The 24656-nt window shown below is 45.4% G+C and carries 31 protein-coding genes and 1 pseudogene; 19 read left to right on the top strand and 13 right to left on the bottom strand.

What is annotated here, in order from left to right:
• Window positions 1-54 precede the first annotated feature (54 nt).
• Both QUB10_RS18845 and QUB10_RS18850 read right to left on the bottom strand, forming a co-directional pair.
• Window positions 55-675, bottom strand: a complete 621-nt coding sequence (locus tag QUB10_RS18845) for a M23 family metallopeptidase (RefSeq protein ID WP_333204490.1) — start codon at window positions 673-675, stop codon at window positions 55-57.
• A 203-nt stretch (window positions 676-878) separates the two neighbouring features.
• Complete coding sequence (locus QUB10_RS18850; protein ID WP_333052221.1) at window positions 879-1067, bottom strand: hypothetical protein; 189 nt, start codon at window positions 1065-1067, stop codon at window positions 879-881.
• A gap of 31 nt (window positions 1068-1098) precedes the next feature.
• On the opposite strand from QUB10_RS18850, the gene QUB10_RS18855 reads away from it, so the two are divergent.
• From QUB10_RS18855 to QUB10_RS18875, 5 genes are all read left to right on the top strand, one after another.
• Window positions 1099-1482: a hypothetical protein gene (locus QUB10_RS18855; protein ID WP_333204492.1), complete on the top strand. Its 384-nt coding sequence runs from the start codon at window positions 1099-1101 to the stop codon at window positions 1480-1482.
• Between the two features lie 175 nt (window positions 1483-1657).
• The gene (locus QUB10_RS18860; RefSeq protein ID WP_333204494.1) at window positions 1658-2023 is read left to right on the top strand and encodes a DUF4087 domain-containing protein; all 366 of its coding nucleotides are present in this window, start codon (window positions 1658-1660) and stop codon (window positions 2021-2023) included.
• A gap of 37 nt (window positions 2024-2060) precedes the next feature.
• Complete coding sequence (locus tag QUB10_RS18865) at window positions 2061-3509, top strand: RecQ family ATP-dependent DNA helicase (protein ID WP_333204496.1); 1449 nt, start codon at window positions 2061-2063, stop codon at window positions 3507-3509.
• A gap of 178 nt (window positions 3510-3687) precedes the next feature.
• Window positions 3688-4653: an RluA family pseudouridine synthase gene (locus QUB10_RS18870; RefSeq protein WP_333204498.1), complete on the top strand. Its 966-nt coding sequence runs from the start codon at window positions 3688-3690 to the stop codon at window positions 4651-4653.
• Window positions 4654-4683: 30 nt separating this feature from the next.
• Entirely contained in the window at window positions 4684-5118 is a 435-nt protein-coding gene (locus QUB10_RS18875; RefSeq protein WP_333204500.1) for a hypothetical protein, read from the top strand.
• A gap of 494 nt (window positions 5119-5612) precedes the next feature.
• On the opposite strand, the gene QUB10_RS18880 is transcribed toward QUB10_RS18875, so the two are convergent.
• Window positions 5613-6371, bottom strand: a complete 759-nt coding sequence (locus tag QUB10_RS18880) for a phycobilisome rod-core linker polypeptide (protein WP_333204501.1) — start codon at window positions 6369-6371, stop codon at window positions 5613-5615.
• A gap of 265 nt (window positions 6372-6636) precedes the next feature.
• Entirely contained in the window at window positions 6637-7233 is a 597-nt protein-coding gene (locus tag QUB10_RS18885) for a phycobiliprotein lyase (protein WP_333204503.1), read from the bottom strand.
• 228 nt (window positions 7234-7461) lie between these two features.
• Between QUB10_RS18885 and QUB10_RS18890 the strand changes: the two genes are divergently transcribed.
• Window positions 7462-7632, top strand: coding sequence for an NblA/ycf18 family protein (locus tag QUB10_RS18890; RefSeq protein ID WP_333139495.1), 171 nt, complete (start codon window positions 7462-7464; stop codon window positions 7630-7632).
• A gap of 29 nt (window positions 7633-7661) precedes the next feature.
• On the opposite strand, the gene QUB10_RS18895 is transcribed toward QUB10_RS18890, so the two are convergent.
• Together QUB10_RS18895 and QUB10_RS18900 are read right to left on the bottom strand one after the other, a co-directional pair.
• Complete coding sequence (locus tag QUB10_RS18895; protein ID WP_333204505.1) at window positions 7662-8912, bottom strand: transposase; 1251 nt, start codon at window positions 8910-8912, stop codon at window positions 7662-7664.
• A gap of 170 nt (window positions 8913-9082) precedes the next feature.
• Window positions 9083-9244 (bottom strand): hypothetical protein, encoded by a 162-nt coding sequence (locus tag QUB10_RS18900; RefSeq protein WP_333204507.1) that lies wholly within the window; start codon window positions 9242-9244, stop codon window positions 9083-9085.
• A gap of 15 nt (window positions 9245-9259) precedes the next feature.
• On the opposite strand from QUB10_RS18900, the gene QUB10_RS18905 reads away from it, so the two are divergent.
• Window positions 9260-9442: a hypothetical protein gene (locus QUB10_RS18905; RefSeq protein ID WP_333204509.1), complete on the top strand. Its 183-nt coding sequence runs from the start codon at window positions 9260-9262 to the stop codon at window positions 9440-9442.
• Between the two features lie 54 nt (window positions 9443-9496).
• Here the strand turns inward: QUB10_RS18905 and pstB are convergent, their stop codons facing one another.
• From pstB to pstS, 4 genes are all read right to left on the bottom strand, one after another.
• Window positions 9497-10297, bottom strand: coding sequence for a phosphate ABC transporter ATP-binding protein PstB (gene pstB, locus QUB10_RS18910; protein WP_333204511.1), 801 nt, complete (start codon window positions 10295-10297; stop codon window positions 9497-9499).
• Between the two features lie 137 nt (window positions 10298-10434).
• Complete coding sequence (gene pstA / locus QUB10_RS18915) at window positions 10435-11328, bottom strand: phosphate ABC transporter permease PstA (protein WP_333204513.1); 894 nt, start codon at window positions 11326-11328, stop codon at window positions 10435-10437.
• Window positions 11329-11362: 34 nt separating this feature from the next.
• Window positions 11363-12319, bottom strand: a complete 957-nt coding sequence (pstC, locus tag QUB10_RS18920) for a phosphate ABC transporter permease subunit PstC (RefSeq protein WP_333153601.1) — start codon at window positions 12317-12319, stop codon at window positions 11363-11365.
• Window positions 12320-12659: 340 nt separating this feature from the next.
• Window positions 12660-13844: a phosphate ABC transporter substrate-binding protein PstS gene (gene pstS / locus QUB10_RS18925; protein WP_333204547.1), complete on the bottom strand. Its 1185-nt coding sequence runs from the start codon at window positions 13842-13844 to the stop codon at window positions 12660-12662.
• A gap of 458 nt (window positions 13845-14302) precedes the next feature.
• Between pstS and QUB10_RS18930 the strand changes: the two genes are divergently transcribed.
• From QUB10_RS18930 to QUB10_RS18975, 10 genes and pseudogenes are all read left to right on the top strand, one after another.
• Window positions 14303-14881, top strand: a complete 579-nt coding sequence (locus QUB10_RS18930) for a biotin transporter BioY (protein WP_333204515.1) — start codon at window positions 14303-14305, stop codon at window positions 14879-14881.
• A 204-nt stretch (window positions 14882-15085) separates the two neighbouring features.
• Entirely contained in the window at window positions 15086-15598 is a 513-nt protein-coding gene (gene lspA, locus QUB10_RS18935; protein ID WP_333204517.1) for a signal peptidase II, read from the top strand.
• A 205-nt stretch (window positions 15599-15803) separates the two neighbouring features.
• Window positions 15804-17441 (top strand): radical SAM protein, encoded by a 1638-nt coding sequence (locus tag QUB10_RS18940; protein WP_333204520.1) that lies wholly within the window; start codon window positions 15804-15806, stop codon window positions 17439-17441.
• Between the two features lie 121 nt (window positions 17442-17562).
• Window positions 17563-17895, top strand: a complete 333-nt coding sequence (locus QUB10_RS18945; protein ID WP_194008965.1) for a type II toxin-antitoxin system RelE/ParE family toxin — start codon at window positions 17563-17565, stop codon at window positions 17893-17895.
• 4 nt (window positions 17896-17899) lie between these two features.
• Window positions 17900-18253 carry a transcriptional regulator gene (locus tag QUB10_RS18950; protein ID WP_333204523.1) on the top strand — a complete coding sequence of 118 codons (354 nt, stop codon included), beginning with the start codon at window positions 17900-17902 and terminating at the stop codon, window positions 18251-18253.
• Window positions 18254-18266: 13 nt separating this feature from the next.
• Window positions 18267-18380 (top strand): annotated as a pseudogene (locus QUB10_RS18955) (SRPBCC family protein); the annotation flags it as partial.
• Between the two features lie 59 nt (window positions 18381-18439).
• Window positions 18440-18745: a type II toxin-antitoxin system RelE/ParE family toxin gene (locus tag QUB10_RS18960; protein ID WP_445251180.1), complete on the top strand. Its 306-nt coding sequence runs from the start codon at window positions 18440-18442 to the stop codon at window positions 18743-18745.
• A 4-nt stretch (window positions 18746-18749) separates the two neighbouring features.
• The gene (locus QUB10_RS18965; RefSeq protein ID WP_333204525.1) at window positions 18750-19109 is read left to right on the top strand and encodes a transcriptional regulator; all 360 of its coding nucleotides are present in this window, start codon (window positions 18750-18752) and stop codon (window positions 19107-19109) included.
• 13 nt (window positions 19110-19122) lie between these two features.
• A complete protein-coding gene (locus QUB10_RS18970) occupies window positions 19123-19584 on the top strand; it encodes an SRPBCC family protein (protein WP_333204527.1) in 462 nt (153 codons plus the stop codon).
• A complete protein-coding gene (locus QUB10_RS18975) occupies window positions 19568-19756 on the top strand; it encodes a CPXCG motif-containing cysteine-rich protein (protein WP_006635525.1) in 189 nt (62 codons plus the stop codon). The genes QUB10_RS18970 and QUB10_RS18975 overlap by 17 nt, the downstream gene beginning before the upstream one ends.
• Window positions 19757-19760: 4 nt before the next feature.
• Here QUB10_RS18975 and QUB10_RS18980 read toward each other — a convergent pair whose 3' ends face one another.
• The 3 genes from QUB10_RS18980 to QUB10_RS18990 form a co-directional block, all read right to left on the bottom strand.
• Window positions 19761-20513, bottom strand: coding sequence for a gamma-glutamyl-gamma-aminobutyrate hydrolase family protein (locus QUB10_RS18980; protein ID WP_333204529.1), 753 nt, complete (start codon window positions 20511-20513; stop codon window positions 19761-19763).
• A 202-nt stretch (window positions 20514-20715) separates the two neighbouring features.
• On the bottom strand, window positions 20716-21378 hold the full coding sequence (locus QUB10_RS18985; protein ID WP_333204531.1) for a DUF2834 domain-containing protein: 663 nt from the start codon (window positions 21376-21378) through the stop codon (window positions 20716-20718).
• Window positions 21379-21504: 126 nt separating this feature from the next.
• Complete coding sequence (locus QUB10_RS18990) at window positions 21505-22743, bottom strand: FAD-dependent oxidoreductase (protein ID WP_333204533.1); 1239 nt, start codon at window positions 22741-22743, stop codon at window positions 21505-21507.
• 8 nt (window positions 22744-22751) lie between these two features.
• Here QUB10_RS18990 and QUB10_RS18995 point away from each other — a divergent pair, with 8 nt between their 5' ends.
• Together QUB10_RS18995 and QUB10_RS19000 are read left to right on the top strand one after the other, a co-directional pair.
• Entirely contained in the window at window positions 22752-22982 is a 231-nt protein-coding gene (locus QUB10_RS18995) for a hypothetical protein (protein WP_333204535.1), read from the top strand.
• Entirely contained in the window at window positions 22973-24364 is a 1392-nt protein-coding gene (locus QUB10_RS19000; protein ID WP_333204537.1) for a glycoside hydrolase family 10 protein, read from the top strand. The genes QUB10_RS18995 and QUB10_RS19000 overlap by 10 nt, the downstream gene beginning before the upstream one ends.
• The last annotated feature ends 292 nt before the right edge of the window (window positions 24365-24656 follow it).

Genomic DNA, 24656 nt, shown 5'->3' on the forward strand with positions numbered 1-24656 from the left:
ACTAATGACTAATGACTAATGACTAATGACTACTAACTAATGACTAATGACAAATTAAGATTGTTGCGCGTACATTTCCCGGAGTACCAAAGCCGGGTCAACCCAGCGGCCGCCGTACTTCAATCCCCAGTGCAAGTGAGGCCCACTCGTGCGGCCGGTCATCCCAACTCTGGCAATTCTCGCACCCGCAGGCACTGTTTGACCTTGCCAAATTTGCAAAGTACCTTCGCGATCGGTATAATAACGCCCTCCATTAGCCGTTAGCACTCGGCCTCTGAGGTGACAGTAGATGTGTTCCCAATTTCCCGATCGCACCACCATACCAGTGCCGCATCGGCCATCTTCCCAAACTTCCACAATTTGCCCGCCCCACCAATTGCGGATATAGCTGCCTTCCGGGGCGGCCAAGTCCAAACCGTAATGAAAATCCCCGCCACGGGGGCCGAAGGGGGAAGTGTATGTTTCAAAGTTTTCGACTGGAAAAGAAGCTTCTTGCCACAAATTACCCGTCGCTACTCTGCTTGGTAAGCCTGACTGAGCTTTGACCACCTGCAGCTGCAAATAAGGGCTAATCAACACAATGCCGATCGAAAGTGCCAGCAGCAGCATCTGTCTGAAACGAAAAAAGCGTTTTGCCGTCAGCGGGCCTCTAGAGTCTTGCAGGATTTTTTTCACGGCTCAAAGTTAAATGTGTGTGGGAGTTTGCGTTGTCTGTTAGCCTCACATCTTGCACCCTTGTCAATAAAGCTTTCAGGGGCGGGCTTTCCGGCCCAGCCCACAAAAAAAATCATCCTTTGTGGAACGGGCCGGAAAGCCCGTTTCGGAGAAGGGTGCAAAATGTAAGTTATGCCAATTCGCTGCAAGATTGGCTTTGAGCTCTACCCGCGATCGCGAATCAGTTTATCAACAACGTGTATCTTACTCCATCCAAAACCCGTGTCAAGGCTTCCGGGTAAATGCCCAGGGGAGATAAAAAAAAGTTGGCAGACTAATTCGTGCTGCGGTTGAATTCGATCGAGCTTTTGCTTGACACTATAGTTAGTTAGTTCCGGGATTTTGGATGTCATCCAAAATCTCAAATTCATAACACATCAAGCAATGCTTACTGAAATTTTTCCCTTTAGTTTTGCCATAGACGCAACTGCGATCGCCGGTTCGTCCTTGTGGTCTTTGGCCCTATACTGGGGCCTGTCGCCCCTCACAGAATGGGTAATCCTGCAACTCAACCGCTGGATGAATTTTGCCGAGAGATCCCTCTACACCTCAGAAGCCGAGTTTGAAAGAACCCGCCAAGCCAGAGAAGCTCAAAATGCCTTTTACGCTTCGCTGTTGAGCATTCTGCCCTTTTTGATTGTGGGCGGATTGTGCAATTGGGGCGTCGAATTGTCTCTGGGTACTGGTTGGGCGGTATCTATGGGTACGATCGCCTGTATTGGTGGCGGCGTGTACGAGCTCGGCCGCCGAGACGGCGAGGAGTCTTAGGGGATTTTGGATTTGGGATTTTGGACAAAACTTACACGCAGGTAGTTAGACACCTGGTTTTTGCGACAATATTTCGTTGTCACCCGCAGATTCGCTAAAAAACCAGGTTTCTGTTTCTTTTCTCGAAGCGCGTAATTCCTGTATGATTGTCGCTCAAAAATGAGGATGTAAAGCTATGAAACTAAAGTGGTTGACACCTGCAATTATCTCATCTTTTTCGATCGTTGTTATTCCTGCGAAAGCGGCTGAAACCAGGTGCGGATGGTTAATAAATCCCACGCCTGCTAATTGGTATCTCAAAGACAAAGATGCTCAGTGGACTATCTCGGCGCAAGGGGGATATCAAGCCGGAGGAATGAACAATATTCCTCCTTTTAACGACGATGAATATGTCAAAACTAATGTTAATTATGGATATGGCTGTGCTTGTTTAAATGTGGTGACAGATAGAAATCGAATGAAAATTACCACGATACAAGGTGGTGAACAATTACCACTCTCGACTTGTCGAAAAGATCCGAATTTGCCAAAAATTCGTTAGTTATGGCGAAACCCTACAAGTTTTTTAACTCAGTCAAATGAACTTTCAACCAGAACCAACATCATTAAATCAAGCCCGCGCCACATTTAAAAAAAATTGGGGATACGACGACTTTCGCCCACCCCAAGGAGAAATCGTCGGTAGTTTATTAGCCGGAAAAGATACAATTATAATTATGCCGACAGGTGGCGGAAAATCCATCTGCTTTCAACTGCCAGCTTTGTTACAAACAGGCTTAACTTTGGTAGTTTCGCCGTTAGTTGCACTGATGGAAAACCAAGTACAAGAATTGCGCGATCGCAATCTTCCCGCTTCCCTCCTCCACAGTCAATTGCCAACAGCGCAGCGCCGACAAACTATGCAGTCGCTGCAACAAAACAAATTAAGATTACTGTACCTATCTCCCGAAACATTACTCAGCAAACCTGTTTGGGAAATTATCAGTCAGCCACACATCCAAATCAACGGTTTAATATTAGATGAAGCTCACTGTTTAGTGCAGTGGGGTGATACTTTTAGACCAGCTTACCGCCGTTTAGGAACAGTGCGGCCGGCTTTGTTGAAAGCTAAACCAGCAAACAGTAAAATTGCGATCGCAGCTTTCACCGCTACAGCCAACCCGGAAGCACAGCAGACAATCAAAAATGTCTTGCAACTGCAAAAACCCGAAGCATTTTTGCTAAGTCCCTACCGTTCTAATCTGCACCTGCAAGTGCAGACAGTCTGGACGCCGAGAGGGCGAAAACAGCAGTTATTGAATTTTATTAAAGCTCGACCAAAACAAGCAGGTTTAGTCTATGTCTGCACTAGAAAAGATAGCGAGAACTTGGCAGATTTGTTGAAAGAAGCAGGTTATAAAACAGCAGCATATCATGCAGGTTTAAGTCCAGAATCACGGCGAAAAATCGAAAACGCTTGGCTGAAAAATGAGCTTAAATTCGTGACTTGTACCTCAGCATTCGGGATGGGAATTAACAAGCCCGATGTCCGGTGGGTTGTTCATTATCAAGCACCTTTGCTATTATCGGAATACATTCAGGAAATTGGTAGAGGCGGACGCGACGGCAAACCAGCGATCGCCCTGACATTGATTAGCGAACCGACGGGTTTGCTTTATCCTGAAGATAAACAAAGAGGGCAATTTTTTCAAGATAAATTGCGATCGCAATACCGAGAAGCTCAGCAATTAGCAAAAAAACTGCCAGTTAAAGGCGATATAGAAGCTGTTTCCCGCGAATTTCCCGAAAGTGCGATCGCCCTTTCAATCTTGCACAGCAGCGGACAATTAACATGGCAAGATCCTTTTAATTATGCGATCAATAAATCTCCCCAGCAAAAAGCGGAAAAATCCAACTTTACAGCCGCTGAGGAAATGGTAAAATATTTGAAAGATCGCGAGTGCAGGTGGCAATTTTTGCTGCAAGCTTTTGGGTTTGCAAATGAGGCGAAATCTATGCAGTGCGGCCACTGCGATAATTGTCGGTGAAACCAGTCTCTTGTATCTTGAAAGATGTAGATTTCGATTTACCGTGTTCGTGGGGGCGGGTTTACGAGATTATTGGTTTTAGGCAATTATTATGGGTGAAACCCGCCCCTACAAGATATGTACTGCATACAAATCGATCGATTTTAAATTAGCGATTACCGATTACCAAAGAAAGTAAATGATAGAAACAGACACTGCGGCACAGATTTACACAGTAGAAAATACAGAGGAATTCGATCGCAGTAATGTCAATCAGCGATTAGATATTTGGCTGTCAAACCAGATACCGGACTTATCCCGATCGCGAATCCAAAGCCTCATATCACAAGGTAACGTCAAAGTCAACGACGAAACCTGCACATCGAAAAAAATATCAGTAAAAACTGGCGATCGCATCCACCTCACTTTACCCGAAACCCAGCCCACAAAGTTGCAGCCTGAAGCAATTCCCCTCGACATCCTCTACGAAGACGACAGCCTAATTATCATCAACAAACCAGCCGGATTAGTCGTCCACCCAGCCGCTGGACACGCAGACGGTACATTAGTCAACGCTTTGTTAGCCCACTGTCCCCTAGCAGAAATAGGCGGAGTTCAGCGGCCGGGAATCGTACACAGATTAGACAAAGATACAACAGGTGCGATCGCGATCGCCAAAACCGACATTGCCCACCAACACCTGCAAGCCCAACTCAAAACCAAAACCGCCCGCCGCGAATATTTAGGCATAGTTTACGGTGCTCCCAACACCGAAACAGGCACAATAGACCTACCCATCGGACGGCATCCCACAGACCGCAAAAAAATGGCGGTAGTACCAGTAGAAAAAGGCGGTCGCCCCGCAGTTACTCACTGGAAAATCAAAGAAAGAATTGGCAACTATTGCTTAATGCACTATCAATTAGAAACAGGCCGCACCCATCAAATTCGCGTGCATACAGCCGAGATAAAACATCCGATTGTGGGCGACCCGATGTACAGTTCCAACCGTTCTATCGGCGTCAATTTAACCGGACAAGCCCTCCACGCATGGCGGCTGACATTGCAGCATCCCGTAACAGGAGAATCAATAGAGGCGATCGCACCTTTACCAGATCAATTCAACACCTTGTTAAAAATATTGCGTCTGCGAGCTAATATTTGATATGTTGGGCAGTTAACACTGGTAATTTCTATGTCTAAATTTGAGGAACTTTGTAAAGCTTACGCCGCATCCCGGCAAGCATACCGCGAATCCTGCGAAGCTTGTCAGGATTTTAGTGACATTTTTATCAAGCAAATGAGCGATTATTTGGAATGCCCGATTCAAAACCAAAATCAGAAGTTTGATGACAATGGCATTCTGTATTTTGATGGTGCGATCGATGTTTGCGAAAATCCCGAAAATCCCCAAAAGGGCGATCGCGAAACAGTCGAAATATCTTTGAGTGTTAACAAAGTTATTGACAATTTCATTGTCACCGTTTATCCTTGGGGTCACGAATTCAAGATTCTCATTGATGAACCCAGACACTTTGAAGAAGCTTTTGAATACATTTTTGATCGACTCCAATCAGCTTATACTGGTGTAAGTCTGTTACCGTCAGAACCAGATCCTTTACCTTTTTAATGACTAAAGTCCTTACTATAAACATTTTTTCCCCTGCCTTTTTTCTTGATTAAACTTCTTGCCTAAATTTTTGATGTAATAGGGAAACCGCAGATGGAATGAGAATTAAATAACTTCCACAAGATTGTGGGATGGGCGTCCCGCCCGTTCTTTTTGGACGGGCGGGACGCCCATCCCACAATAACAATTAAAATTGTAAGTTATTTAATTAGCGATCCGATGAAAGCAGATGCACGCAGATGAACGCAGATACATTTAAAGATAGGAGAGCAAAGAATAGCTTCAATTCAAGTCTAATATTTATGGTTAAATCCTGTAGATTGCTCGTTGCCGAACTTCCTTTTTTCCCCAAAAATTATGAGTCCCGAGTTTTGGATTCCAAGTTTATCAAAAAACTCAAACCTCAAAACTCAAGACTCAAAACTCTCTCAGCCTAAAAGCCGATCGATTCAGTCGATCGCCCGACACAAATAATTGCATCAGGGCAGCATCAATTACCGGCGACGGGGAACCATCGTCTCGATATTGATATTAGCCAGAGCCACGCGCTGCGGCGGAGTAGTAGGAATGGGCATATTGCGCGCCATACCCAAATAGTTGGACGGATCGCCAGCCTTCGCCTGCTGTTCTTGAGGAACAAAACGGCGGACACTTGTTTGCCAGATGATTTGCGGGAAGCCAAGCTGCGAACGGTGGTACTCACCGTAGCGGGGCGTTTTCAAGTTGAAAGGAGTATCTCCTCCAACTCGCTGAGGCAAAATTCGGCGCTGCTGGTAAGGTACGGTATCGTAGCCGAACTTATCGAGGTACTCTTCGCTATTGACCAACTCGTCAATAAAGCCTTGAGGCCCCTTATTTGCTACCACGATCGACCAAGCAATCTTTTCGCGCTCGCTGTACACATCCCGGCCCAAAACGCGCTGCACGCACATTTCCACAAACCGGTAATTGCTGTTAGTTTGATAATTCCGCTCCAAGAAAGGAGAAGAAGTCGCCAAACCGCGAATAAAGTCCCGCACAGTAATTTGGCCGAACTTGAGTTGCGACTCCAAAGACTTTTGGCGGTTGCTCTTGAGGATTTGGTGTTCGCTGTAAATCTGGCGATATCCAGCCCAAATCAAATTTTCCATGTCTCCAGACGAGAGCACATTTTCAGTTGTGAAAATTCTCGGCTGCTCGTCGCTCCCCACTTCAAAACCAGCAACGCGCTGGTTTTGGCTCTTGGGGGCGTAGCTTAATAAAGGAAGCGCCACGTTAAAATCTCCGTTATCTCAAATTTCAGAAATAGTTGACACCGTGAGCTGCCAGCAAAACGGATACAACTAACCAACATACAGATTAGGGGATTCCCGCAATCTAAATCTGATTTTCCTGAATTTTTGCAACAATCTGTAACATTTGTTGACTGTTGTCAGTTGTCAGTTGACTGTTGTCAGTGGGCAGTGGGCAGTGGGCAGTGGGCAGTGGGCAGTGGGCAGTGGGCAGTCAACAGTCAACAGTCAACATCCAACAGCCAAATTACCAACCCAGAGCCGAATAAAACTCGCTGCCGGCCACTTGAGCTGCTGCGGGTTCTGATGTTGCATCCGAGTCTGGTTCGACCCGAATTTCCGTACAAAAAGTCGAAGTGCTGAAACCGCCAAAGCGCTTTACGGTACTCGTCCGCATCCGCACGTTCGGATTAGCAAACCAGAAACGCTCGATCGAACTCATCGTCTCGTATTCGGTAATCAGCAGCAGCCCATCCTCGTCATCCATCTCAAAACGGCCAGCCACCGGCACAATTTCCGCATAGCCCCGTTCCCGCAACATCAAGCCCTGTCGGGGATTTTCAGGATCGGGGACGATCGCGAACACCGTAGACCCTTTATGATTCTCATCATCCTTATCCCACGCCATCGAGCCGTGCCAGGTTACAAAAGCCCCCCCAGCAGCCCGACTCGGATCGACTTCGTGCATCTTGCAAATCTCTGCGACTCTCGCATCATCCGCAGCTAGGGCTGTTACCTGAATATTTGAATCCCCAATCTCCGCTTGGCGGAAAGCGAGGTGGTGAGTGCTGCGCTGCGATCGCCACTCCCCAGCACTGCTTTGAAAAAACTCCATTGCATCCATACAAACTATCTCCTTTGGCTTAGGCTTCCCTGTCTTTACGCCTTTTTATGATAAGGCTCCCCCCACTTAGATGTACTTTTGCTACACAAATTAGTCTCAAAATGTCTACTTTGGACATATTGTCAAGCGAATGTTATGATAGTTTACAATATAGGAGACACAACAAATTCTGCGAAACGTCATTCCGATCAATTTCGCATCAATCTCAGCAAACTGGAGGAGCGATTTATGGATATGCCTACAACCAGCCTCAGCATGGAACAGCAGTTCAAACTTCAAGTGCTGCGCGAAGAAGTCAAAAGGTTAAGCCAAGACCAAGCTCAGGAATACTTGCTCGAAGTTATGCGGCAAAGTATGGTCAAAGAAAACCTGTTCAAGCATTGGATGAAGAATATTTGACACTCTCCGCGCTGAAGCTGCGGGGATTCTTAAGACCATAATTTAAGTCTTAAAGGCGCTGACAAAGCACCCCTACCGATTCCGCTTAGATCGAGTCCAAGCATTATCGCTACTTTTCTACCAATGTTCCCACAACCATTGCAATCTGCATTAATCAACCAACCTTGAGCTGTTCTGTACAAACCACGCTTAACTCGTTTGCCAGTTGGAAGCCACCCTTCGGGTTTTTCGCCGAATGTAGGTAGCGAATCATTATCAACAAACGACGCTTTGGATGAATAAGATTCTTCCGTTTCCACAAATTTCAATCCGTACTGCTCACAAAGTTGAGCAATTCTATCTTTTAATCGGCCCGTAGGGATTTGCACAAACTTTTGATTAGTTGTGTTTCCCATATTGGCAGATTTTTTTTGTCCCTTATTCCAGCCGAATACAATCGTTCCTATCCGATTTTTTAAGCTGTGGTTTATTACCTTCCTTGCTGCCTTGTTGACGGCATCTCGCATTTGGCGGTTACGTTTCTCTGTTAAGCAGGCAAGTCTTTTAGACCAGAATTCATTAGCTTTTCCCTTCATCAGAAATGCCACCCGTTTGTTGTATCCCTGATTGAGCGATTTTAAATGCCTGCCATCAACAATAAAACTTGTACCGACATTGCTCACGCAAGTTAGCCAGTTATCTACGCCGTGGTCAATCATTAAGCACTTAGTCGGGTCTATATCTGCCTGTATTTGGTTTACTTTGTAGACCAATTCTAGGTAGAAACAGCCGTTACGAGGAAGAATGCGATACTCTCGAATCGACTTAAAATCAAGATTAGAGGGTATCGGTAAAAAGAACGCATCTAAGCCGAACCACGCTTTAACCTTGCTTCCAAGGGGGAATCTCAACATTCCTTCTTTGAGTTTTACCGACCTACCTGTAAATGTCACAAGTGCCCTTCCGCCTTGACGATATTTTGGTAGTTTCGGGCGTTCCGTAATTACCCCACTTTTAAAAGCTCTTAGTAATCCCATAAATGACTTAAAAGACTCTGCTACGCCCGTCAATATTTGTTGGGCAGTATCAGAGTAGAACGCTTGATAGTGTCGGTTCCGATTTTCAGTACCCAAAACTTTGTGCAACTGATCACGGCTTGGGATTTTACCAGTTTTAAAGTATAGCTGGCGGCCATAGTAAGTTCCGCAATTAGAAAGCTTGGCAGCTTCGGAACACAGGTATTCAAGAATAGCTTGAACATCTGAATCAGCCCGAATTAAATTTTGTTGACAGCCAAACATGAGTAGTCCTCCTTGTTGTAATATAATACAGCCAAACACCGGAAAAGAGCGTGAACAAACGTTGAAATTTTTTAGATGAAGGAATCTAAATTTGCACTCGTTGAAGATCGCTGCAAATCTGTAGGTAGAACTAAAACTGATGTATTTATAGTCAATCAGGAGCCTCAAGGTTAAGGAAAAGCCGTCCTGAAAGGACGGGGCTTCAGACCCAGTTTTTTGGTGAACTCTTCGAGCATTTCTTCACAAAAATCAGCGGCTTGTATCTGCAAAAAGTGCGATCGACTCACATCTTGCACCATTGTCAAGAACAGGCTTTCCGGCCTGTTCCACAAAGAGTGAATTTTCTTGTGGAACAGGCCGGAAAGCCTGTTCCTAAAAAGCTTATTGAGAATGGTGCAACATCTCAGATCGAGCTTTTAATCATAAAATCCAGAATCCCGCTTTCTCCAAGAAAGCGGGATTCTAAATTCAGAAAAGTTTTACGCGGTTTTTTTGGTCGCTACCAGACTCAGCAAATTAAAGATATTTAGTCTCTTAGAAAGAAACTTCGTTTGTGTAGCGACAGGTTGAAACCTGTCGCGGAATCAACCAAAACGGCCGCTGACATAATCTAAAGTAGACTCTTCCTTTGGACTTTGGAAAATTACCTCAGTCTTGTCACACTCCACAAGATAGCCAAACCGCTTCCCATCGTCAGAAAGTTTAGCATTGAAAAAAGCAGTCAGGTCAGAAACCCGAGAAGCCTGCTGCATATTGTGAGTAACGATCACGATCGTATACTTTTCCTTGAGTTCCCGCATCAACTCCTCAATCTTAATCGTAGAAATCGGGTCAAGAGAAGCGCAAGGTTCATCCATTAACACTACATCAGGATTAATCGCGATCGCCCTAGCAATACACAAACGCTGCTGCTGGCCACCCGAAAGAGAAAAACCGCTTTGCTTCAACTTATCCTTCACCTCATCCCACAAATAAGCTTGGCTGAGCGATTTTTCTACCAGCTCATCCATATCCCCCTTATAATTGTTTACCCTCGCACCGTAAGCAATATTGTCATAAATCGACTTCGGGAAAGGATTCGGCTTTTGGAATACCATCCCAATCTTGCGGCGCACCTCTACAGCATCAATATCAGGAGCGTAAAGATTTTGATCGTAGTAATCAATTCTACCCTCTAAACGAAAACCGTTAACTAAATCGTTGAGGCGGTTAAAACATCGCAGAATTGTACTTTTACCGCAGCCAGACGGCCCAATCAAAGCAGTAATGCGATTTTTAGGAATCTCCATACAAACATTTTTAACCGCGTGAAAAGCGCCGTAAAAAATATTGATATTTTCTGTCCGTAAAATTGTTTCCGTTTGCTTGTCTAAATCCATCATCATACTGCTAATTATCCAATCGAATTTTACAAAATAACAAGAAGGCGAGACTGGGAGACACAGAAAGTAGGAGACGAAAGGAAACACAGTTAAATTCATCCGTGTATCGGTGTCCAAATCCGTGTCGTGCCCTTCTTCCTTCAATAAACTTTTTGGCGAGTAGCCCAGCGAGAAAGAATACTCGTCAGCAAAACCATAATCACCAAAATCAAAGATGCCGCCCAGGCCAATTCTTTCTGTGCCTTAAAAGGAACCGTTGCAAAGTTGTACACCAAAACCGAAAGACTCGGAGTTGGCTTATCAAATCCTGCCGGCCAAAAAGGCGAATTCAGCGCCGTGAAAATCAAAGGAGCAGTTTCTCCAGCAGCGCGAGCAATTGCCAGCGTCACACCCGTTAAAATAGCCGGAATTGCCGCAGGCAAAACCACCTGCAACACCGTTTGATAATTAGAAGCACCCACACCAACCGAGGCCCATCTAATATCTTGCGGGACGATTTGTAGAGCTTCGTCAGTAGTCCGCACAATCGTCGGCAACATCAGCACAGCCAGCGCCGCACCCCCTGCAATTGCCGAAAAACCTCCCATATTTACCACGAACAAACCGTAGGCAAATACCCCTGCAATAATCGAAGGAACGCCGCTGAGGACATTAGTAGCAAAGCGTACCCAGCGAGCTACTTGGCCGCTGCTGAACTCCGACAAATAAACGGCGGCCAATACACCAAAAGGAACAGCAATTAAAGAAGCAATTCCCACCGTCATCAATGTACCGAGAATTGCATTAGCAATACCGCCTCCCGATAGTCCGGGCGGGGGTGGCAACTTGGTAAACAAGTCTAAATTCAGACGATTGAAACCTTGTACGGTGACATAGGAAAGAACTGCAAACAAAGGCAGCAGAGTTATGGCCAGACTAGCTCCAGCCAGTACAGTCATCCCCAGACTAAACAGCGCTTGTGGGCTGTTTTTAACCTTCTTTAAACTGCCTGTTTTCGATACCAAAGGATTCTCATCGGAGACGCTATTTGACATAAACTAAAACTCTGTAGGAAATGGCGGCAAACTTCTAGTTGTACTTCGCTCTTACTTGAGAAACAATCCACTCTGCTAAAATATTAACAATCAGTGTCATAATAAACAGAATTAGCCCAGTGTACATCAGAGCTGCTACTTGCAACCCGGAGGCTTCCGCAAACTGATTTGCCATCAGAGAAGCAATAGTATTTGCCGGAGCTAGCACAGAAAGACTTAACTGATTGGAATTGCCAATTAACAGAGTCGCAGCCATTGTTTCTCCCATCGCGCGACCGAGCCCAAGCATAATTCCGCCGACAATACCGGAAAAAGCCGCCGGTACGAGCACTCTAAAAATTGTTGTCCACCGAGTAGCTCCTAAACCTAGAGATGCTTGCCGCAAATCGGGCGGGAGACTTGCCAAAGAGTCGCGGGAGATGGCAGTAATAATCGGCAAAGTCATAATTCCCAAAATTACTCCTGCTGGTAACATTCCCGGGCCCACTGGCGAGGTGCTAAAAATCGGCAGCCATCCGAAAGTGCCGTTGAGAAACTTGCCGAGAGTGGTAATCATGGGAATCAATACAGCAATTCCCCACAAACCGTAGACTACGCTGGGAATGGCGGCTAAAAGTTCTACTAAAAAAACTAAAGCGGTACGCACTGGCAGCGGCAAAAAATCTTCACTCAAGAAGATGGCAGTCCCTACTCCTAATGGTACTGCAATTAGGAGCGCGATCGCCGAACTGACGATCGTCCCGTAAATCATCGGCAGCGCACCGTACTCTTCTTTAACCGGATTCCAATCACTGCCAAACAGAAAGCCCAAACCGTACTGTTGAATCGCCGGTAAAGCCCGATAAGCAACGGTGAGCGCGATTACCAGCAAAATTACACCAACTCCTATGCCCAAAATCCGCGTCAGCCAGATAAAGCCTTGGTCTAAGGATTTTTCTGCCCCAGAGCGCGATCGGCTCTGTGATTGAGCGCTGTTATTATCTGAAATCATAGAAAAAAAAACCAAATATATAGTAGCCGAAAATAGCCTGTTTCGGAAAAAGCTAGAAGGAAGCAGAAAGAAAGACGATAAATAAAATCACAGAGGGGCGGGTTTATTAATCCCCTGACTTTTCAACAAATATTTCTGGTAAAACCTGACCCTTGTATTTTGAAAGAGGTAGATGGCGATTTACCGTTGGGTGGGGCGGGTTTATCAGATTATTGATTTTAGGCAATTATTGTCGGTGAACCCGCCCCTACAGAAATATCTCTCTTCCTTCTTCCTTTTTTCCCTCTGCCAACTGTCAACTAACAACTGCCAACTGTCAACTGCCCACTGACTTCTCTTACTATTTGGCAACCTCAATCTTGTAGTCTGCGCTGATGCCGTCAGCGGCCGCGGCTACTTTTTCTTTAACGTTTTGGGGCAGAGGAACGTAGCCCAATTCGGAACTAACTTTTTGACCTTCATTCAAGCCGTATTCAACCATTGCCTCGATGGTTTTGGCTTTGTTGGGGTCAGTAACTGTTTTGGGGACGAGCATCCAAGTGTAGGTGACAATTGGATAGGATTGAGCGCCTTCGGGGTCTTCGATAAATGCTCGCAGGTTTTCCGGCATCGGCACAGTTGCTAAAGCTTGAGAAGCTGATTCGTCGGTAGGTGCGACAAAGCTGCCTGCTTTGTTTTCCAAAGATGCAAATTTGACATTGTTGTTTTTGGCATAGCCGTATTCTATGTAGCCGAGGCTGCCTACGGTTTGCAGAATTTGGGCTGTCACGCCTTCGTTGCCTTTTGCGCCTACGCCTACGGGCCACTGTACTGTTTTGCCGTCGCCTACTGCACTTTTCCAGTCGGGGCTGATGGCACTCAGGTGTTTGGTGAAGACGGCGGTGGTACCGCTACCGTCGGAACGGTGGACGATGGTGATGGCTTGGTCTGGCAATTTAGCGCCCGGGTTGGCTGCTGCAATTTTGGGGTCGTTCCACTTGGTAATTTTACCGGCGAAGATATCTGCGTAAACATCCCGTGGCAGTTTCAGTGGTTCGGTTAAGTCTGGCAGGTTGTAGCCGATGACGATGCTGCCGGCTGTCATGGGCAGCAAGATCACGCCTTTGTCTGCTGGAACTTTGGCGATTTCGTCGTCTTTCATGCCGGTGTCGCTGGCCCCAAAGTCTACTGTGCCTTTGGTAAATTGTTCGACTCCGGCGCCGCTGCCTACTGATTGATAGTTAATTTGTACTTTGGGGTTGATTTTGTTGAAGTCTTGAAACCAACGCTGGTACAGGGGGGCGGGGAATGAGGCGCCGGCTGCGGTGATGGCTACGTCTGAGGCTAGGGCGAGTTTGGTGTTTTCCGCTGTGCCGGTGGCTGCAACGGGGGATGCGCCGGGGGATGCTGCGGTGTCGCCGGGGCTGGGGCTGCTGCTTGTGGTTGTGCTGCCACCGCCGCAAGCTGCTACACTGAGGGCGATCGCCATAGCGGAAATTGCAGTAGTCAGACGGTTTGAATTAATCAAGTTGAGACGAAAAAGCATAGGTATAAAAAATCTGCGATCGTTATACGGGTGTCCCGCACCAGCATAGCGCGCAAAAGTAAAGGTTAGGTTAAGAATCTTTACACTTAATGGCAATTTAATATTAATTAATATTATTAATTAATTGATGAGCTTGACAAGGCTGATTTTCTAAGATAAAGGCAAGATAGATTTGTACGGAAACCAGGATTCGATCGCCCGATCGCGAAAAATTCCCCATTAAATTATCACAATATCTAGGCTTGAGAACCAGAAAACCATACAATGGTGGTTATTTTGACAGTGGTGCTACTATTAAGAATTTAAAAACTGGGGGCATTGAAGCTGGCATCGGACAAATACCTTCTGAGGAAGGCCGTTTGATGATATAGCAACCGCCCTGACGGTTAGGACGTTCTTAATTGCACAAACATAAACGGTCGATTGCAACTTCTGTCTTCCTTCTTTCTTCTGCTATAATGCCTGCTCCTATTGAATTAATCTGGGCTGTTATTGGTTTGCTCCTGACGATAGGAGGCACTTTTTTGCCTGCATCTGTCACAATTCCTGTTGGGTTGTGGGACGATCGAGGACTTCAGGCGTACTCTTTAGGTGTTACCTATCAAATTGGAGCCGTTTTGCTAGTAGGCTGCATGGGGGGGAAAAATGCTGCGGCTCTCTCGCAAATTGCCTATTTGGCATTAGGATTAACTTTGTGGCCAGTTTTTTCTCAAGGCGGCGGCATCGGCTATCTCAAAGAAGCGAGTTTTGGGTATTTGCTGGGTTTTGTGCCTGGTGCTTGGGTGTGCGGCTGGGTGGCTTTTAAGGTGGCTTCGCGGCTGGAATCTATGGCTTTTAGCTGTTTGTGCGGTTTGTTCACTGTTCACGCGATCGGCTTAATTTATCTAATTTTTACTTACTGGCTGCCTCCGGCCAAAAAAACACCTTTATTCGATGAGATTCTTAAATATTCGGTTTATCCTCTGCCGGGACAATTGGCGGTAGTTTGTGCGATCGCAGTGCTGTCATTTACTTTACGCCGCTTGATGTTTTATTAATTGGGGAATTGGGAATTGGTAATTGGGAATTGGTAATCGGGGATTGGTAATTGTGCAAAATAAGGTTATACTATCATTGCCCAACGGGAGAGTTATCGCGCTGCGGCTGGGATTGCTTTGACCCACTGCATTCTGCTCGCAATGACAAGTGAGATTGGAGTAAATTCTCTCATGTCCGATGCCCCATTTTCTATTGCTTAATTCATGCGTTTTAAAAGAAATCCCTTGTTCTGGGTAGCTGCTGTTATCAGTTTAGTTTTAGACCACCTGGCTAAGTTTTGGGTGGTGCAAAATTTTGACTTGACGGTTCCTCCGCAGACGCAGGCGGTGTTACCTGGGGTGTTTCACTTCACTTATGTTGTTAATACCGGTGCGGCTTTTAGTCTTTTCAGCAATGGCGGGGCGATTTGGTTGCGCTGGCTGTCTTTGGGCGTTAGTGTCGGATTGATTGTGCTGGCTTGGTTCGGGCCGCGAATTAACCGCTGGGAACAAGCTGGCTACGGTTTGATTTTGGGGGGAGCACTAGGGAATGGGATCGATCGATTTGTTTCGGGCCATGTTGTAGATTTTATCGATTTTCGGATCATTCGGTTCCCCGTATTTAATCTAGCCGATGTGTTTATTAATGCTGGGATTATCTGTTTGCTGATTGCAACTTTTCACAGTGCACCGCCGCCGCCGAGAAGTCAGGACGATCGCGATTCTATTTCAGAGTAAATTTGAAGAAGCAAGAAGGAAGTTCGCCAACAGATTCGCTTTCTTCGGATGTAACGGATGTAACAGCTAACTAACTGTAGGGTGCGTCAGCGGGGATCTCCTTAGTTTGTGGTCGCCACATTCAACCCTGACGCACCCTACAATGACTTTGGAAATGCCTTAAAATGAGATAAGAACAGACCTATTGTTAAAACTAAATTTGCCCGTGAATCCTAATCCCTTTGCCCAAGAACGCTTACTATTTGTCCCAGCAACCCCCGATGCTGATGCTATCCCGACTATTTTTGCTTTTCCCAACGAGTACACGGTGGGTATTACCAGTCTCGGCTATCAGATAGTGTGGGCCACTTTGGCTGTGCGATCGGATATTGAAGTGGGCCGTTTATTTACTGATATCAGCGAACCACTTCCCCGAAATCCAGAATTACTGGGATTTTCGCTTTCTTGGGAACTAGACTATGTAAATATTCTCAATTTATTGGAATCTTTAGAAATTCCGATTTGGGCGTCAAAACGAACTGATAATCATCCGATCGTATTCGGCGGCGGCCCGGTTTTTACTGCTAATCCCGAACCTTTTGCCGATTTTTTTGATGTGATTTTGCTCGGAGATGGCGAACATCTCATAGACAATTTTATTGATGCTTGTAAACAAGTCCGTACCGCCGACAGAAAAACTAAATTGCGGCATTTAGCCCAAGTTCCGGGAGTTTACGTCCCCAGTTTGTACGAGGTAACTTATCTGGATGCAACTGAGGGGATTAAATCGATTCAGCCTGTCGATTCGGGAATTCCCAGTATGGTTGAAAAACAGACTTATCGCGGCAATACTTTATCTGCTTCCACTGTGGTGACAGAAAAAGCGGCTTGGGAAAATATTTACATGGTGGAAGTGGTTCGTAGTTGTCCAGAAATGTGCCGTTTTTGTTTGGCAAGTTATCTGACTTTGCCGTTTAGAACTGCGAGTTTGGAGGGTTCGCTAATTCCGGCGATCGATCGCGGTTTAGCTGTGACTAATCGTTTGGGTTTGTTGGGTGCTTCTGTCACTCAGCACCCGGAATTTGAAGCGTTGCTGGATCATTTGAATCATCCGAAATACGACGGCGTGCGGCTGAGTCTTTCTTCGGTAAGGACGAATACGGTGACAGTTAAGCTAGCAGAAATATTGACCAACAGAGACAGCAAATCTGTGACAATTGCGGTGGAAAGCGGGAGCGATCGCCTCCGCAAAATCGTTAACAAAAAACTCACAAATGACGAAATTATCCAAGCTGCTATTAATGCTAAAGCTGGCGGATTAAAGGGAATTAAACTTTACGGAATGGCGGGAATTCCCGGCGAAGAAATGGAGGATTTAGAGGAGACGGTGGAGATGATGCGGGCGATTAGAAAAGCCGCTCCCGGTTTGCGGTTGACTCTGGGATGCAGCACTTTTGTCCCCAAATCTCACACTCCTTTTCAGTGGTTTGGAGTGAATAAAGATGCGGAGAAGAGGCTGAAGTTTTTAGATAAAGAATTGCGTAAGTTAGGTTTAGAATTTAGACCTGAAAGCTATAACTGGTCTGTGATTCAGGGTTTGTTGTCAAAGGGCGATCGGCGGTTGTCTCGGCTGTTGGAATTAGTGCGGCATTACGGCGATACTTTGGGCAGTTATCGGCGGGCATTTAAGGAGTTGCGCGGACAGTTGCCTGAGATGGATTTTTATGTTTTTCAAGAGTGGGAATTGGATCAGGTTTTGCCTTGGAGTCATTTAAAAGGGCCGCTACCGGAGGCGACTTTGAAGAAGCATTTAGCGGAGGCGATGAGTCATTTTAGGACGAAGGATTTGCAGTTGACGAGTTAAGAAATAGCGGATGCGAAAGTGCGTTAGCGAAGCCCTCGAAGAGGAGCGCATCTTTGCAAGTAAGTAGATTGAAAGCTAACTTAACAAGATAAAATAAGGAGCGACGTACTATAATACAATTATGCCAGAAGTTCAACCCAAGGAAATTCAGCGTTATGTCACATCAGATGGCAGAGTACCTTTCGCTGAGTGGTTTGATTCCTTCAAAGATACAAACACTCAAGCCAAGATTCGATCTAGGCTAAATCGGGTTGTTACTGGTAATTTGGGAGACTATCGTTCAGTTGGAGAAGGAGTTTGCGAACTCAGAATAGACTATGGCCCTGGTTTCCGAATCTATTTTGGGCAAGTTGGAACAACAATTGTGCTTCTCCTCTGCGGTGGAGATAAAAGCACTCAAAACCGAGATATCCTCCAAGCAAAAGAATACTGGACAGATTACAACAGGATTTAAAACAATGGCTAAAAGTATTCCCGATCATCCGTTTTTGATTGAATCTCTGAGAAAAAACCCGGCATTGTCAGCCGCCTATATAACGGCGACTATAGAGGAAATCGACCCGGAACCTGAATTGCTGAAACTTGCTCTGGGCGATGTAGCAGAAGCTTTGGGTCTACCAAAAATGACTCCAGAACAATATGAATTGCACTTAAAAAAACTGGATGAATTGCTGTCGCAGCAAGGAAGTGATGCGATTTACAATCTGGGAACTTGGCTGAATGCTTTGGGATTGAAACTAACAGTTGCTGTTTGTACTGATACAGAGGATAATACTGCAAATGCTGAAACGCGATCGGAAATAACTGTTTAACTTGATCTACAAAATGCCTAATTTTCGATATTCATCCTTAATTAATGCCACCGTTGAAGCAGTCTGGAACTTTCACGAAAGGCCGGGCATTCGGCAACTTTTGACCCCGCCTTGGCAACCGGTTCAAGATAAGACGAGGAGCGACATACTATAATACAATTATGGCAGAAGTCCAACGAGAGTGAAATTCAGCGTTATGTTGCCTCAGACGGTCAAGTGCCGTTTGATAACTGGTATGATTCGCTCCGAGATAGCAAAATTTCAACAATTATCAATAAAAGACTTAACCGAGTTATTTTGGGGAATTTGGGAGATTGTCAATCAGTTGGAAATGGAGTCTTTGAATTAAGGATAGACTATGGCCCTGGTTTCAGAATCTATTTTGGGCAAGTAGGAACAACAATTATACTTCTTCTGTGCGGAGGAGATAAAAGCACTCAAGACCGAGACATTCGCCAAGCAATAGAATACTGGACAGATTATAGGAGTTAAAAAAATGCCTAAAAGTTTACCGTATCATGACTTTTTGATGGCACGGCTAAAAAACCCCAGTTATGCGGCAGTCTATCTCGAAACTCATTTTGAATTAGATGAAGGCGAAGAACCTGACGAAGCATTGCTGAAACGAGCTCTGGGCGATGTAGCTGAAGCTCTAGGTCTACCAAAAATGACTCCAGAACAATATGAATTGCACTTAAAAGAACTGGATGAATTGCTATCGCAGCAAGGAAGCAATACAATTTACAATCTGGGAACTTGGCTGAATGCTTTGGGATTGAAACTAACAGTTGCTGTTTGTACTGAGACAGAGGATAATACTGCAAATGCTGAAATTCCCGCACAATTAAGTGTTTAGCAAAATTCAAAAAATGCCCAATTTTAAATACTCGTCGCTGATTAATGCCACCGTTGAAACAGTCTGGAACTTTCACGAAAGACCCGACATTCTGCAACTTTTGACTCCGCCTTGGCAACCGGTGAAAATCATTCGCCGCGAAGGGGGACTCGATGTGGGTGCTGTATCAGAATTTCGCCTGTTATTGGGGCCAATTCCTGTAAAATGGGTGGCGACTCACACTGAGTGCGAACAATATCGCTTGTTTGTTGATGAACAAACTGAGGGGCCAATGGCACGTTGGGTTCACCGACACGAGTTTACCTCAGAAAATGGCCAGACTAGATTGACAGATGCGATCGCATTTTCGATACCGGGCGGCCCGATTGTCGATTTGCTGTTAGGTTGGTGGGTGGAAATGCGGTTAACAGATATGTTTCGCTACCGCCACGAAGTCACAAAAAGAGAGTGCGAGAAAGATGCAAACAACGGCTGAATATTACTGTGCTTTCTGCGGCGAACCGAGTACAACTTTTGTTGATATCAGCGGTGGTATGGAGCAATCTTATATCGAAGATTGTCAGGTTTGCTGTCGCCCGAATGTTCTTTATGTCAGAATAGATGAAGATACCCTGGATATTGAAATAGATACTGACTATCAAGAATAAGTGACTATAAAAATGTCGGAATTGCCTTTGATGCTGACGTGGTAGAATTTATCAATCTTGAAGCGGCTGCTTCTACGAAAGCCCGAAAAATTCGAGAGTTTACCGAACAGTTTGGCGACATTTCTGGGTGCCATTGAATTGCTATCATCCAAGGGTGATAGCAGTGCTCCATTGCTTCTACCAAAGTGTCAGGTGCATCGGCTACTATTTGCCAATCGGATGTTACCTTTCGCACTGCTTGATGATGCCAGGAAACAACTGTTGTTGAAGTTTTTCCCATAATTTTTGCTAGCCGACTGGTGGGCTCAATTTCAATGGTATGCTCGATCGCACGCGGGGGAATTCCCGATCCGTGATTAACCTCATCTCCGTAAGCATCCGGTACGTGAATCACCAAACTGCCGCCGCTGGCTACGTTCAACATTTGCATTCCCCGGCAAATCCCCAACACAGGTATGTCAGCCTTCAAAGCTAGCTTTGCTAAGCTTAATTCAAAATTGTCGCGTTCTGCATTAACCGAGTAAACTGTGCGATCGACATAACCGCCATACAGTTCTGGGTTAATATCTCCGCCCCCGGAAAAAATCAAACCATCTACTGCATCCAAAATACTAGCCGGATCTAATTGATTGGGCGGCAGTAAAATCGGAATGCCACCAGCCGCCTGCACTGCATCAATATAAGTTCCATTTAAACGATATTCGCCTGCTGGACAGCGGTTGTATGTTGTGATGCCAACAATCGGAAATTTTTTCATTTGCTAGAGGTTGGGAGATAATTATTTAGATTAATACTCAGATTTGGCACTATTTGTAATCAGTGTTTCATGGGCGGGCTACTAGGAGCAACGACCCACAATAAAACTTACTTATTGTTGTGAAACAGGCATCTTGCCTGTTTCTTGTCTGATTACTTGTGATGGATTTCTAGATTAAACTGAAAATTACCAGCACTGCTGTCTAATTTGTAACAGTTTTACTATTAGTTTCCGGCAGGGGTTTGCGCGTGCACAGATAAGCCAGCGGCCCGAACAGCGGCACTAATGTTACTGCCCAAAATGCTGTAGAGTTCTGCATTCCTCGGCGCGCCATCTCGTCTCCTAATAAGGCAGGAAATAGCAGGCAAAGCATACAAAAATCTAAACTCATTACATGGATAAAGCGGCTAGTCTGCCACTGCTGAATAAAATCAGACCAATCGCCGTTTGTCAAGCCAAAGGCAACTAAACCAACAGCAGCTAATGTTAAGAAAAATCCAGTAAAACGGGAGTCTAATATCTTTAAAAAGATATTTTTTTGACCGGGAAATTCTGGATTAGGTTCGCGCAGGGCTAAATAAGGCAGCAAGGCAACGGCGCCGACGCCAAAGGATAAAGTGGCAAATAACCATGCAGGTATTTTCTGGCCCCTGCCGTCAGCAAATAAGACGCAACTGTAGATGAGCGGCCAGACTCCCATGAGGTTGAATAACGCTACAATTAAAGGGTTGATGTCTGCTATTTTGCCTGTGGAAATATTGGTAATTAGTGTGATGGTTTTTTCTGGGCTGTCGGGTGGTGCAAATACAAAGGCGTAGGTGATAAATGCAATCCAAAGCAGCCAAAATCCAATTTTTCTGAACATAGTTAGTTTTTCTGACTTCTGATATTACTATAGCAAGCTTCAAGGGTTTTTGAATAAGACTTTTTTTATTTACCGCAGAGGACGCAGAGGACGCAGAGGAAGAGAGGAGAATATTTGAATGTCTTGCTATTTGGTATTGCGGGTTTTGGGTAGATTGCTAAATTTTTGCATAAATTGGCGATCGATCCAATCTTTCCAGTACCACAACAACCCTGATTCCCACATGAAAGATCCGCGAGATGCGATCGCCCTTTTATTCCCAGTACCAATTAACCCTAGGTATTGTTCCTGCGGTGCAAAGGGTTTCAGCGGTTTTTCCAATAAAAACTGCTGCAAATTATCAAACAGCGGTTTGCCCTGACGCACGGCAAACACGCCTGCTTTGGGACGGGGATAATTAACCATCGCAGCGATATCGCCAGCCCCAAATACGTTGGGGTGAGAGACTGATTGCAGGCAATCGTTGACTTGCATAAAGCCGTTTGAGTCGGCTGCTAAACCGGATTCTCTTATCCAATTGGCTGCCGATGCTTGTGTCACCCAAAAAATGATCTCGCACTCTAATTCTAAACCTGATTTACAGGAAATTTTGGCATTGGGCATTGGGCATTGGGCATTGGGCATCGGGCATTCTTGATTATCTTCTATGTCACTCGTTTCTGGCTTTTCTATAGCACTAACTTTTTCCATTAAATGCAGTTTAATCCCACGACTAATCAGAATTTCTTTCAGGCGGCGACGCACCCGTTTGTTATGTCCCGGCATTAATTCAGCACCGCTATGAAACAAATGAATTTCTGATGATGAATTTTCTAAATTTTCTTCCCTGGGACGACTTCCATCGGACTTCCCCAATCGAGATTGCATATTTAATGCTAATTCTACGCCGCCTGCACCGCCCCCTACAATGGCGATCCGCAGCGGTTTTTGGAGAGAGTTTTGCCTTTCGGAAATTAACTGATTCCAGCTAGCTAAAAACTCCGGTACGGGTTTAGCTGCAATTGCATATTTAGCGGCACCCGGTACAGATAAAGTCGCAGGAGTGCTGCCGATATCCACCGAAAGCACATCAAAATTAACGGGAGGAAAAGTTTGACAAATAACTAAAGTTTTGTTAAGGTCGATCGCGATCGCCCGATCGATTAATATTTGACACCCGGCAAATTCAGCGAGCGATCGCAAATCGATGTGACATTCATCATAATCGTAAAACCCGGCAACGTGTCCCGGCAGCATCCCCGAATAAGGCGCGTGCAGCACATCGCTAATCAGAGTCAAACGCACTCCCGGCAGCGGTTTGATACCGAACATTTTTAATACGATAGCATGACTGTGACCGCCGCCAATTAACACTAAATGTTTCACAATTACAGATGTTCGATCGAGATATTCCAGCACCGATATTGTACAGCACTCGCACTCATTGGGCCGCAGAGTCCGGTAAGGAGAGCTGGCAGTGCGTAATTAATGATTTTCCAGCAGTTAGACAGAATGCTGTCACTTACCCTCTGTCTCAGAGATTATACGGAGCTCAGTTGCGATCGCATAACATCAATTCACCCATTTCAGTTAACCGATCCCACATTCAGCGCAAATGGCTGTAGACTGTAGAGCGAGCAAATTTTATCACCAAATTATGCCAGGGTGTGTTTCAATAGCTAACTCACCATTCAAAACTATGACATTACGCATCATTCCGCGCAGTTGGCAGCGATCGATTAAAACTCTTTTCCCGCTTCTGTTTGCCCTCTCATTCATTATAGTATTGCTGGCGAACAACTTCATTCCGGCGATCGCCCAGGAACCCCGCCAGGAAATTCGCGGCGTTTGGATGACGACAAACGACAAAGACATCCTCAGAGATCGTCGCAAACTAGGAGATGCTGTCAGCAAACTAAAACGGTTAAATTTTAACACAATCTATCCCGTTGTCTGGAATTCTGGCTATGCAATGTATCCCAGCGATGTAGCGCAGCAAAAAGACATTCAACCCTTTGTTTACAGAGGGTTAGAGGGACAAGATATGATCGGAGATTTGATAGCTCAATCTCACCGCCAAGGTCTGCTAGTAATTCCTTGGTTTGAGTTTGGTTTCATGGCTCCTCCCACATCAGAATTAGCCTTAAATCATCCCGATTGGCTGACACAAAAACAGGACGGCAGCCAAACATCAATCGGTGCAGGTGGCGAAGTAGTTTGGCTCAATCCATTTCATCCAGAAGTGCAGCAATTCATTACCAAACTCGTACTAGAAATCACCACTAAATATAACGCAGACGGCATCCAATTTGACGATCACATGAGTTTGCCGTCTGAATTTGGATACGATGAGTACACAGTTGCTTTGTATACCAAAGAAACAAAAAAAGCTCCGCCAAAAGATTTTCAAAATCCAGCATGGGTGCGGTGGCGAGCCAATAAAATCACCGCTTTTATGTCGCAGCTAAATCAAGCCGTCAAAGCAGTCAAACCCAATGCAATTTTCTCAATTTCTCCCAATTACTACGAGTTTGCTTACAAACATCACCTACAAGATTGGCTGACTTGGGTGCGTTTGGATATTGCCGACGAGCTAATCGTGCAAGTCTACCGTTCCAATCTAGAATCATTTGTAGACAAGCTTAACCGTCCAGAAATGCAAGAAGCGCAGCAAAAAATTCCCACCGGAGTTGGGATTATGACAGGTTTGAGAAATAACCCAGTACCGATTCAGCAAATTAAATCTCAGGTGCAAGCAGTCCAAGAATACGGCTTAGGCGCCGCTTTCTTCTACTACGAAAGCTTGTGGGAATATGCACCAGAACCTCTAGCAGTTCGACTTTCTCAATTTAGCGGTTTCTTCCCGTCTTCTGCATTCCGAACAGCGCTACAAATACCCAGACGCGCGGCGACTTTCCCTCCGCCTGCGCCACCAAAACCAGACCCCAAAGCTAAGCCAGAGCAACCTACCAAAAACAGCCCACCTTCGCCCTCGCCAACCACGTAAAAGAATTAAAGAGTCATCAGTCATTGGTAATTTAGTAGGGTGTGCCATTTGTCCGACAGTCCGACAGGGGTTTAAACCCCTGTCTCATAGCTGAAGTCGTCTAAAGACGACTGTAGCAATTCTATCAAAGCTGTTTTTGTATAGAGTTAGCGCAGAATATATGTGTAACTCTAATTTTCAAAATTGAAATTACTATTTGAGTCGGTTTTAACCGACTTATGCTATTAGACAGGGACTTGAGTCCCTGGCGGCCCGTGGCAGAATGAAACAGCTATACTGGGGGCTAGGCGAT

It is taken from the genome of Microcoleus sp. B5-D4, from assembly GCF_036705145.1.
In the GTDB taxonomy this organism is placed as follows: Bacteria; Cyanobacteriota; Cyanobacteriia; order Cyanobacteriales; family Microcoleaceae; genus Microcoleus.